Consider the following 11,453-nt stretch of genomic DNA (forward strand, 5'->3'; position numbering starts at 1 on the left):
GCAAATCAAGCAATGCGACAAGCGCCTTGTCGATAATTTCAGGACTGTGAGAATGGTTTCAGCGCTACCCAAACACAAAAAAGGTAGTCCCCTGACCCTAATTCCGCTCAATAAAACCTGACCGCATAAACCGGTGGCAAATTAGTGGCGACCTGATACCAGTCATCTCCTGAATTTTCGCTCGCCCACAAATGGCCGGTGGTGGATGCCATCAGAAGGTTTTTGCCGTTTTCGGAAACGGCAAGGCCATGGCGATAAACGAGGTCATAGCAGTCTTGCTGCGGCAGGCCATTTCTTAAAGATTCAAATGTCTTGCCGCCGTCACGTGTGCGTGTGACGCTCATAGCGCCATTCAAAGGTATGCGTTTTTGATCGGCGATGGCGGGTACAAACCAGGCAGTATCCGGGTCACGCGGATGCGCGGCGACGGTAAAACCAAAATCGGGAATTCCCTCTGGCAATTGCAGTTGCTGCCAGCTCGCGGCTTCGTCTTCGCTGCGCCAGATACCATTATGATGCTGGCACCACAAAACATGGCTGGCAAACTTGCTGCGGGCGATCAGGTGCGGGTCCTGGATATTTTGATTGTCTGCCATATCCGGTGGCATATAGGTAGCACGCATGCCCGCTGCGGCCAGAGCCCAGTTCTGTCCGCCATCTTCAGTTTTCCAGGCACCGCCACAGGATATGCCCAGCAAGATATGCTGTGGATTGCGTGGGTTGACGCATATCGAATGTATGCCTGGCACATCATAACCGCCACCCATCCATTGCTTGCGCTCTTCCCTGTCCCATAATGAGCGTATCAGTTCCCAGCTATTGCCACGATCTGGTGAACGGAACAGGCCACCTGGCAAAGTACCTGCCCACAGCACACCAGGCTCTTCGCTACCACCTGTTTCCATGGACCAGATGACCTTCAATTTCCATTCCACGTCATCGTCAGTCTTTGTGTGCTCAGGGTAGGCAGGTGCGGCCACCTCGGTCCAATCGCAGCGATCTTCATCACGACGGTGCAGCTTGACCCCAAAGTGCCCCAGGTTCAGGGCTGCATACACTGTACCATCACGCTTGTCATGCAGACACATACTGACAGGTTCACCCAAAAAGCTGACCTGGTCCAGCTGCCAGCGATTATCAGTGTGAATCAATTCAAACAGTCCCTTGCGGGTTGCCACCAATGCTTTCATCATCAACCTCCAGAAAGTGCCTGCAATACGTGAACCTGGCTATTCGCACCCAAAGCATCGCGCAGGCCGCTACGCTGCATGACACGCCTGCCATCAATAAAAACCACTACATGAAAACGTAAATCGCCCTGCTCATCCAGAATATAGGCTCGCAGGGTCGGGTTCAACTGAAAGGCTGCTTCCAGGGCATCGCGCAAATTGTCGGCTGCGGTTTCTACCTCAGGTACCTCAGTGAAACGACTGAGTTGCTGGGTAAAAGTCAGCTTAGCCACGTTGCCCCCAGGCAGAATAAGGATGTTTGAGCAAATTCGCATTTGCATAACGCCGGTCATGGCTGACCTCTTCACCCAGCCAGACAGGACGTTCAAACTGCTGCTGTTCGGATTCCAGTTCCACCTCGGCCACGATCAAGCCAAGATTGTCACCAATGAATTCATCCACTTCCCAGATCAGGCCAGCGAAAGGGATACGATAGCGTGTTTTTTCTATGAGAAGTTGCTGGCAGACTGTATCCAGCAAGACTTGTGCATCGGCCAGCGGAATGGGATATTCCCATTCACCACAACTGATGCCAGTTGACATGCCCTTGATGGTCAGCATCGCGCGTTCTGCTTCTATGCGTACCCGCACGATGCGACCAGGGTCAGAGCAAATATAACCCTGGCGCAGAAATGTACCCTGCCCCTGTTGTTTAAAATCCTGACTGACAACAAGGAATTTGCGTTCTATTTCTACGCCCATTACTACTCCGATGATTAAATACCGGAATTATGCACCCAATGAAGTCAGAATCGGTTGCAACATTGCTTCACCCAGCTTGATACTGCGGGCGCCATCCCAGCCTACATCACCGTCAGGCAGATTGGCATTGTCCTTGAAAGGCAATTCCAGCGTCAGCGATACGCATTTGAACGTGTGACCAATATACTTGGACGCCAGCTTCAACACATCTTCATTGTACTTCGACGCTTCATAACCAAATTTGGTCTGAAAATCAGGGCTGGCCAGGCAAAAACTATCAACAAAAGCCTGTTGCTCCTGCTTTTGTGTTTCAGTAAAGCCAGCCAGCATCTCACTACCAGCCACAAATACGTAAGGCAAAGCTTCGTCGCCATGGATATCCAGGAACAGGTCGCAACCTGTTTCATGGATCTTGTTTTTGACGTAATACACTTCCGGGCTGGTTTCCAGCGAAGGCGTCATCCATTCGCGATTCAGGTTGGCACCGGCTGCATTGGTACGCAAATTGCCACGCACTGAACCATCCGGGTTCATGTTGGGCACGATGTATACAACGGCTTTTTCCAGAATGCGGCGCGCAGTTGGATTCGATGGATCCAGCAAGGCGTTCAGGCTACCTTCCACCAGCCATTCTGCCATGGTTTCGCCAGGGTGCTGACGGGCAATAATCCAGACTTTTTTCTCAGCGGCCGGATTACCGACCACGATCATGTTCAGGTCGCGGCCATCCACCGTACTACCCAAATCCTCCACCCGCGCAATGGATGAATTTTCTACGCCGCCCAGCAGCGCCAGATGGCGTTCCCAGGTATAGGGCTCAAAGTAGGCGTAATACACGCTGTCACGCTCTGGTGTATGGCGTATGGTCATGACCTTGCCGTCAAATTCGGTATCCACCCGGAACCAATTGGCGCGGTCGTAACTGGCAACGGCACGATAGTTTTCCCATCCCTTTGGGTAAGTAGCTTCGCCGGCGTTAAGTATCTGCATGACTGCATCTTGCCCACGGGCACCTTGCAGGCGAAAGTGAAACCATTGCCAGATATCGGCATGTGAATCCTTGCGCAACTTCAACTCTATGGCCCCCACCTGCTCCGCATTGACTACTTCAATCGCTCCCGCGTCGAAGTTCTGACTGATTTTAATTGTCATGTTTTATATGTTCAGAAATGTTTTCAAGCACCGCATCCCATACGGTGTCCTTAGGACTGTTATTTTCACAGCTTTTTACATAATATGAAAATATTTTAGTCAAATTCATCTCCAAAATCGTACAAATATTTTCATCATGGCAATGATTAAGGAAGTTTTCAGCAAATAATGGCAAAAATCGCCATCATCGACTATAATATTTCGCTCAGAGTCGGGGCGTAGCGCAGCCTGGTAGCGTACGTGCATGGGGTGCACGGGGTCGGAGGTTCGAATCCTCTCGCCCCGACCAAATAAATAAAAGCTTACAGATTTCGGTCTGTGGGCTTTTTTTATAAGCATTTTCAGTGTGGAAGGCAGTCATTTCATGAAAGACGCATGTTGATACTAGCAAACTCATCTTTCAAAATGAAAGATACTGCCCTTAATACATTCAAAGAGTACCTGAAAGATGCCGTGATCTGGATAGGCTCGTCAAAGTGTCTACGGACACTTTATTCATGCAAAACCTAAATTTTCCACACACTTTCCAGCATCGCGTAACCACGTGCATCATATTGTTTTAGCTCTGCATTCTGGTACGGATAAAAATCATTCTCCCCAAAATAGGCTTCGCTGAGTTCAGCAAAATATTCGTGGTGATTGCTGATGGCATAGGCTTCTTGCAGCTCTGCCCTGTGATCACGCGTGACCTGGCGATAAAGTCCGGCAGCTTTTGCGTTGTCATAGGCGCGCATGATGGCAGCATCCAGCTCCGGATGCTGAAAATGATAGGCATGCGCCATTTCATGCAGCAGCGCATAAGGCTGACTACGCACCATGGTTATGAATTCTTTCCAGTTACAGATTTCGATGTTGCCAGCAAATTCAACGGGATAGCTATGTTCCTGCAACCATTGTGCCGAAGGATGATGTTGCGCGCCAAAGGCGCGGTAAGTGCCGCTGGAAACATAAATGCTGACGCCACGCAAACTGCTCTGCGCGTGCGCGGGCAACTTCCTGAGTTTGTTTAACTGATCCGTCAAAACAGCAATGAAGGCAGACCTGGATGCAGCATCTGCCGCTTGCAACCCCGGGTCAAACATCAGAGTCCAGCCATTGACCTGCATTTTTTGGTAAGTATTGGCAGCATGCAATGGGAATTGCGGGAGTAAAAGCAAGGCTGAGGACAACAGCAGCGCACGGCGGCTATTAACAGGGGTAGATGGCATGGGATCAGTGAGCTATTTCTATCCACCAGATTAAAACATGGCCGTCTACCGTGGCGCAATACCCCGCATGCATACGCCAATGTTGAAATACCTTGCCGATCATCGCTTTGTATTGCACACTTTACATCTATCCTGCCAAACCAAAACTGTAGAACTGGAGACATCATGCGCATCAATAAAACTGTTGCCTTTGCAATGACCTTTTGTGCAGGTCTGCTCGCCTCACCCCTGATACAGCACGCAGTCAGCGAGGCCCGAGCTGATGCCCCAGCCCTGCCTGCCACCATCATTGATTTGCTGGCGATCAAACATGACGACCTGCCCAAGACCGCCAATGCTGAGCTCAATGCCCGCCCTCTGGTTATTACTGACCATGCCACAGTCGGCATACAATCAGGTAATGTCGCCAAACACATCCACCCGCAAACGGATGAAATCCAGTACATCATAGAAGGCAGCGGCAGCATGTGGCTGGGCAACGAACGCAAAGACTTCAAACCCGGCAGCCTGATCATCATCCCCAAAGGTACAGCCCATGCTGGCAGCATAGTCAGCAATGGCCCGGTCAAGGCCATCGCCATCAAGATCCCACCGCAGGGCAAGACTGATACCGTGTTTGTGGACTGATCTCCAAAACAGGCGCACTCTGATCTTACTGCTATCCACAAAATCGTCGCTCCTGCGCAAGCAGGAGTCCAGCGACGTTGTTTGATGAATGAAGATTAATCAGAAAGATTCTAAACCCATGAAACTTAGCAAATCCATCCAACTCGCCGCCCTGCTCCTGGCAATAGTTGTGAACAACAGCAGCCAGGCGCAACAAACCCCACCCTTCGGCAAAAAACTGCCCGCCACGGCACCTGCATTACGTGATTTTGTACCACGCGGCTGGACAGTCGAAAGCCAGGTTAGCGGTGACCTCAACGGTGATGGTCAGGCCGATATTGCCGCCGTGGTGGTGGAAAACAAAGCTGCGGCGGATGCCAATAACACCTTCAATGACAGGCAGCGCGGCCTGATCGTGGTGCTGGCAGGTGCCAAAGGGTACAGCTTATTGGGCAGCAACGACAAGCTCTTGCAATGCCTGGGTTGCGGTGGTGTCAAGGATGGCGTCAACGTCACCATCAAAAACGGCGTGTTGGTCGTCAGCCAGTACAGCGGTTCGCGTGAATATTCAATTTACACATGGCGCTTCCGTCTGGACGCAGCCAGCCAGCGCCTGCAAATGATAGGCATCGATGAAGAAAATACCGACGGCATGGTAGGCAAAGGCTCCACCGTCAGCACCAACTTGCTAACCGGCCAGCAAATCAGCGAAACCTATCAATACGATCAAAACCGCGACCGCAAAGTTGTACTCAGTTCCAAGAAAAGCAAAACCGCCAAAACCACGACCCTGCTGGAAGATGCGGTTGGCAATCAGTAAGCCTGTATGAGATACCTGTAAAGAATGTAAGGACAAAATATGAATGGCGACAGACAGGACTGAATAGTCTGCCGCAAGACAAGCAATACCACTCATAAATTTACCCCTGCCGCACGGCCCCCCCCTGATTGCCGCTACTGAACAGTGCAATTCCCCAGTATGTCTGATCATCAGTCAACAAAAATCTACTGATATCTCAATATCTGATTCCATACATCCCCGTGAAGATTTTTTGCAGCCCCCCCTCCTCATTAAGCGTAAGCCAATCTACACAATCATCGTAATATTGACTTTCGTCAACATTACTTTCTTTGAGGAATAAATGGATTTGCTAAATTCTTGTGAATTTTTTTTACAGCATTGCGAAACAGAGAAAAAACTCAGCATCCTCACCATTCGCGCCTACCGAAATGACTTGAATTGTTTTGTTAAAGTTACCGGCGAAAACGCAGAGTTAAAAAACTTTTCCGAAACATGGATAGAAGACGCAGCACAACTTTGGTTATCCGATCCAGACCTGAAAGCCACCACAGTAAAACGCCGGATAGCCTGTTTAAAATCGTATGTGCGCTGGCTTTTCCGCCGAAAATTGATCACGTTCAATCCCCTGGAACGACTTCATCTGCAAATCAGGTTACCCAAACGACTTCCAAGAAATCTGCAGACAGACGAAATTAAAAAACTCCTGGTCATCAAACCAGAAAATATCGTCGGCAAAACAAATAAAAAGAATAGCTCTGCCCTCACCCGCCTGGAATGGGACAAATTTACTGCACGCCTGGCAATTGAAGTGCTGACACTTACCGGTGTACGTGTCAGTGAACTGGTCAAAATCAAACTTCTTGATATTGATCAGGCATTGCAACAGATTCGTATTCTGGGGAAAGGTAACCGGGAAAGACTGGTTTCATTTCCCGATACGGTAACAACGGCCAGGTTGAATATTTATCGGGACTACGCCTATTCCCGCTTTGGCTTTGAAATAGCTAAAAGTCTTTTCCTGAATGGATTGGGACGCCCGGCCAACGAACAATACATTCGCCGCATAGTCCGCACCTTTGCCAAAGATGCGCAATTGGATCGAAGAGTAACGCCACACATGTTAAGACACACCGCAGCCACACAGCTTTTAGAAGCAGGCGTCGACATCCGTTATGTACAAAAAGTACTTGGCCATGGAAGCATAACGACAACAGAAATATACACCCACGTCGCCGACCACGCCCTAAGAACCGAAATATCAAGGGCAAACATACGAAAACGGCTGGAGATCTATCGATAACTAGGAATTACCATGCGTCCTGCGTTTAGTCTTATCATCGTTTTTCATGCCGGAGTTTCATATTTACAGGCCTGTATTGAAAGCGTGTTGGCGAGTACGAATAATGACGATGAAATTATTGTTGTCGCAAATAATGTAAATGAACATGCGTTAGAACTTCCCGACTTTGGGCTAAGGGTGCAAGTATTGAAAATTTCTCAATCTTTAGGCTATGCCGGAGCTTCGAATATGGGAGCTGCCAAAGCTCAACGAAATCACTTAGTATTTTGTGACCACGACTTGGTGTTTGAACCTGATTGGCTAGAGCATTTGTGGCTTAGTTACTCCGCACATTCGGATATAGGTGCGAGCAGTTGCAAAGCAATTAATCCACACTCTTCGGCGATTTTAGATTTTGGCATTGCTTTCTCTGCGTTCAACGGAGCACACCCAGGCTTGGATCTTCCTCAGTCGCACCCATTAGTTCAGGAAGATCGCTTGGCTCAGGCGATCTGTACGAGCGGCTTTTTAATCTCAGCCAACGATTTTCAAGCAGCTGGAAAATTTGACGTTAGTTTCGGATCGATGTACACAGATCTGGATCTTTGTCTGCAACTAAAGCGCATTGGATTAAAGGTGGTTTCATCGGCAAAAGCCCTTGCCTATCATTTTGGTGGTGACACACATTTAGCTGGTGATAAAGCTTATAAAGCGAGCAGTTTGAAAGCAGATATAAAAGGAGCTTTTATGCGGAAACATGCCGATGTGCTGGAATTTGACCTTGGCTACTATTACAGCATTGCTATTCAAAATCACATTGCAGAACATGGCCCGTTAAAAAAATATCTCTGCTGCAATATGATGAATGTAGCAGACCCTGATTGGTACGAAGAGCAAGTTTTGAAAAGGGGCATGCTTAGTTATGAATCGATCACAATAGCGTCTGGACTACGCGATGCAAGCAGTCTGGGTCTATTTGAAACTTTGGGATTCAATATTATGCAATCGAACGTCCGAATAGCTTATTTTGTCGATCGATTCTCTAGCTTACGTGGCAATGAATATTGGTGGAAACGTAGAGCAGGTTGCGATGACCTTATTGTCGATCGCAATGCCAACGTGTTGAAAATTGACGCTATATTAAGGAAGTGGTAACAACACATCGTTGATTGAATAAGTAGTTGCCGCGGGCGGCATACCAACAATTCCGGCTAAGCGTTTAACATCATATCGTAGCGCATCCGCTTCGTAGTCAATATGTCTGGTTATCCGAACAGCAGACGCACGATTATATTCACGCTGAGCTTTATCCATCAAGCCAAGTGCTTCATATGCCTTGCCTTGCAGATATAGAGCGAAACGGTATCGCTTGTCTTGTTGCATGCTACCAGCCAAATCTTCCAACACTCGACTTATCTCCAGTACTTTGGCGCAATGTGATGCCACATTCGGAGAATCCAGCAAAGCCCGTCGCATAAGAACTACCCCTTTTGTCGCCATACCTTGGAGTAAATAGAATGAATCTCTTCTCTCTCTGCTTCCAGTTATCAAATTATCTAAACTTTGCAATGCTGAATCATATTCCCCTGTCAACGCACAAACTGTCCCGGAAATCAATTCTCCAATTACCCTGATGTTACGCACTTCTAGCGACTGTCCGCCTTGTAAATTCAAGATTCTAGTATTTGCTTGTCGCCAATAATTCAACAAGCCTTCATTTCTTTCACGTAATCCATATTCAACATAGCCAAGATCAATCAGGTTAAGGCAAACAAGCCCCTGCATATCTTCCTGAGTTGCTAGCTCCAGCGATTCAATCCCGGAGACAGTCGCTTCGGCACGATACCCTAGATTTTTTAACGTAACACATCTGCGATTGAGAAATTGAGCCTCTGCCCGTGATATCGTCAAATCCCGTTGAGTTGTATTCTTATCCCGTAAAGCGTTGAGAGCACTTATCAACAATTGGTCAGCTGAGGCACTATCAGAGCCAGCCAAATATCCAGCAGCTTCTCGAATCAAATGTGTCCAATGCACCAGCGAACTATCATCAGGAGGACAGTTAAAAGCAATCTTGGATGCCAACATTCGTAAATAATCAGTACGAGATTGCAAAATAGCCACATTGCCCTGTGAAGCTATATGTGCAGCGCCGGTAAGCGATGGCAGAAGCCCCCACCACTCATCAACCTTGCGGCGCGAAGCTACATATTGAAGAAAACGATCGGCCACGAGATAATTTTGCGCATAACCCGAGAAATCTTGATCGAGAAATGACGCCGCAACTATTGGTAGAGTCGCAGTCACCTCATTTCCAACGTCATATGCAAGGCCAAACCATTCAACACTATTGGTGAATGGAAGCGTTTCGTCTGATGCCAAGGAAAATAATTTTTGCTTAGTTGAAAGTTTTAGTGTCTTGCCACGTCTTGTGTCGTTAATAAAATGACGCGCTAATGACGGGTGATAGAAAGCGAGTCGACCACTGACTTCCCAACGCAAGATACTTGCTTGAACAAGCTTCTCCAAGGCAATTTCCTCTATTCCAAGCCCTACAAAACTAACAGCTTGCATAGGTCCGAAATAGGTAATTGCAGCCACAATGAGATTGGCACTAACTATTGAATTCAAGCGTTCCATGCGCCAATCCAGCAAACGCTCACGAGCACCATCAAGCAATTGGAGCGAAAGATTAAATTGCTCAAAATCCAGGATCGTAAAGACGTCATTGCCAGCACGAATAGCTCCACGATCTTCCAAGCCTTTAACGAATTGAAATATATCCAAAGGGCGCGGTATAACCTTATCTAGTATTGTCGCGACCAAATTTGGATAAGTCTCTGAAAATACATGTCCATCAGCAGCACGAGAAAAAAGATTATCCAAAAACTCTTCTGCTAATTGAATAGTAAATTCAAGAAGATTTAATACCTGAATGTCCTTACCTGCGGAATGATTTAATACCTCAAGCCAATCTGCAGCGGCATCGTTGAAAACTAGATCGTCGTCATTAAACGCCAACATAAATGCTGCTTGCCCCGGCGAAGCTACAACTGATGCACACAACTTCTTTAACACTGCAATGACACCCGCTGGAAATGCCTGTACATTGTCCACCACTACTGCTGCTCGATGACTACGAAGGCCATCAGCAAGTGCTGCTTCAATCAATGTTGACTCTTCTTTGATCTTTTGAGTATCCCAGTTATAAATAATCTCGCTCACTTGTCCATATGCAATTGCGGCTACACTTTCGTCAGGACTACTTGAGGACTGGCTAGACAAGAAAGATTGTGCGTCAGGGAGACGCCAAAGACTGCATAATAGTGTTTTTATGAACCCCTCAATCGATTGAGTATTACGATTAAGACCATCGAAATAATGGATTTCATAACCATTTTTAAGCAAACTCGTCATTGCCTCATCAACAAATCTAGATTTACCTACGCCGCTTTTTCCGTGCACCGCAAATATCCGATTTGCGTTGCCACTCGAAACTGTAGCTTCTAATGCCCGAAGGTATTCTTGTACTTTTTTGCCGATAAGAACTGGGCGTACCAATGAGGATGCAGTTAATTCAACAGAAGGCAACTCGAATGTTAAGCCTTGCTCGTCTTGCATACAAAGTGCCGGAATTGTTAATGGGCCCGACAACAACGGTGCTAAATATATAGGCACACTAAGAGTTTGTCCGGCATCGAGTGTGATATCTGCTAACTTGTCGAATAAATTAGTATTTAAGATTTCAAAATTCTCAAATTCTTGACGATGCAATTTAATACCTAGTTTTAGCTTCCCTTGTGCATGTCGCGCAATGAAAATAATCTCGTACAAACACGGTGTGTAAATAGGGATCGTATGTTGGCGTGGCTTTTCCATTCCATCGCTGTGAGCGATTTGTTGCTGGCTTACATGTACATCGGAGGAAAAATAAGCTTTAATATGTGGCAAATTTTTCTTTAAATTCAATGCATCGCACATTGAGTAATTCTTGAAGTAAGTTCCCATAACAGCTGGTGAACGCAGTATCAATTCCTCAAGTATTTCGCCGTCAAATACTTGAATAGTTTTTCCTGTTTGGGCTGCAAATTTAGCAAGATAGTTCTTCGCATTACCGATCATTTCACTGTGCGAAAAAAACAGTATTCGCTGAACATCTGGTTCGACAATTGCCATTACCAATGTGTTGCTCACTATTTGCAAAGAAATAGGAGCTCTGTACATTTTACATTCGGCCCAAGTTACACTGCCAGGTATTGACCGATCGACCACATCTTTACCACCATCCCGTGTTTTAGGTGTACCCTCCCAGTCGCCTGGGAAACTAGCTCTCAACAATACCCGAATCAAGGTCTCAAAGGCATCACCATCAAACTTGGGAGGGGATGTACCCTGCTTTTTAAAAGCATCCCAAGCAACACCGGTAAGATACTTCATAGAAAAACTCGCAAGTCTTGATCTGCATAAGACATGAT

Annotated in this window: 10 protein-coding genes and 1 tRNA gene; 5 read left to right on the plus strand and 6 right to left on the minus strand. The window is 47.1% G+C overall.

All coding sequences use genetic code 11. The annotated features are described in order from the left end of the window. Positions 1 to 107: 107 nt before the first annotated feature. From H8L32_RS01305 to H8L32_RS01320, 4 genes are read right to left on the minus strand one after another with little or no spacing between them, the layout of a single operon-like run. Positions 108 to 1,190 (minus strand): WD40/YVTN/BNR-like repeat-containing protein, encoded by a 1,083-nt coding sequence (locus tag H8L32_RS01305; protein ID WP_408058787.1) that lies wholly within the window; start codon positions 1,188 to 1,190, stop codon positions 108 to 110. 2 nt (positions 1,191 to 1,192) lie between these two features. Beyond that, positions 1,193 to 1,462, minus strand: coding sequence for a MoaD/ThiS family protein (locus H8L32_RS01310; RefSeq protein ID WP_186945351.1), 270 nt, complete (start codon positions 1,460 to 1,462; stop codon positions 1,193 to 1,195). Continuing rightward, positions 1,455 to 1,931 carry a CYTH domain-containing protein gene (locus H8L32_RS01315; protein ID WP_186945352.1) on the minus strand — a complete coding sequence of 159 codons (477 nt, stop codon included), beginning with the start codon at positions 1,929 to 1,931 and terminating at the stop codon, positions 1,455 to 1,457. The genes H8L32_RS01310 and H8L32_RS01315 overlap by 8 nt, the downstream gene beginning before the upstream one ends. A gap of 27 nt (positions 1,932 to 1,958) precedes the next feature. After that, a complete protein-coding gene (locus tag H8L32_RS01320; RefSeq protein ID WP_186945353.1) occupies positions 1,959 to 3,083 on the minus strand; it encodes a M14 family metallopeptidase in 1,125 nt (374 codons plus the stop codon). Between the two features lie 212 nt (positions 3,084 to 3,295). Between H8L32_RS01320 and H8L32_RS01325 the strand changes: the two genes are divergently transcribed. Then, a tRNA-Pro gene (locus tag H8L32_RS01325) sits at positions 3,296 to 3,372 on the plus strand. Between the two features lie 217 nt (positions 3,373 to 3,589). On the opposite strand, the gene H8L32_RS01330 is transcribed toward H8L32_RS01325, so the two are convergent. Then, complete coding sequence (locus H8L32_RS01330; RefSeq protein WP_186945354.1) at positions 3,590 to 4,291, minus strand: M90 metallopeptidase family protein; 702 nt, start codon at positions 4,289 to 4,291, stop codon at positions 3,590 to 3,592. A gap of 165 nt (positions 4,292 to 4,456) precedes the next feature. On the opposite strand from H8L32_RS01330, the gene H8L32_RS01335 reads away from it, so the two are divergent. The 4 genes from H8L32_RS01335 (at position 4,457) to H8L32_RS01350 (ending at position 8,133) form a co-directional block, all read left to right on the plus strand. After that, positions 4,457 to 4,918: a cupin domain-containing protein gene (locus tag H8L32_RS01335; RefSeq protein WP_186945355.1), complete on the plus strand. Its 462-nt coding sequence runs from the start codon at positions 4,457 to 4,459 to the stop codon at positions 4,916 to 4,918. 118 nt (positions 4,919 to 5,036) lie between these two features. Further along, positions 5,037 to 5,717: a hypothetical protein gene (locus H8L32_RS01340; protein ID WP_186945356.1), complete on the plus strand. Its 681-nt coding sequence runs from the start codon at positions 5,037 to 5,039 to the stop codon at positions 5,715 to 5,717. A gap of 322 nt (positions 5,718 to 6,039) precedes the next feature. Next, complete coding sequence (locus H8L32_RS01345; protein WP_186945357.1) at positions 6,040 to 6,999, plus strand: tyrosine-type recombinase/integrase; 960 nt, start codon at positions 6,040 to 6,042, stop codon at positions 6,997 to 6,999. A 12-nt stretch (positions 7,000 to 7,011) separates the two neighbouring features. Further along, a complete protein-coding gene (locus tag H8L32_RS01350) occupies positions 7,012 to 8,133 on the plus strand; it encodes a glycosyltransferase family 2 protein (protein WP_186945358.1) in 1,122 nt (373 codons plus the stop codon). On the opposite strand, the gene H8L32_RS01355 is transcribed toward H8L32_RS01350, so the two are convergent. After that, the gene (locus tag H8L32_RS01355; protein WP_186945359.1) at positions 8,119 to 11,415 is read right to left on the minus strand and encodes a restriction endonuclease; all 3,297 of its coding nucleotides are present in this window, start codon (positions 11,413 to 11,415) and stop codon (positions 8,119 to 8,121) included. The genes H8L32_RS01350 and H8L32_RS01355 overlap by 15 nt on opposite strands. Between the last annotated feature and the right edge of the window lie 38 nt (positions 11,416 to 11,453).

This window comes from Undibacterium hunanense (assembly GCF_014284335.1).
Taxonomy (GTDB): domain Bacteria; phylum Pseudomonadota; class Gammaproteobacteria; order Burkholderiales; family Burkholderiaceae_D; genus Undibacterium; species Undibacterium hunanense.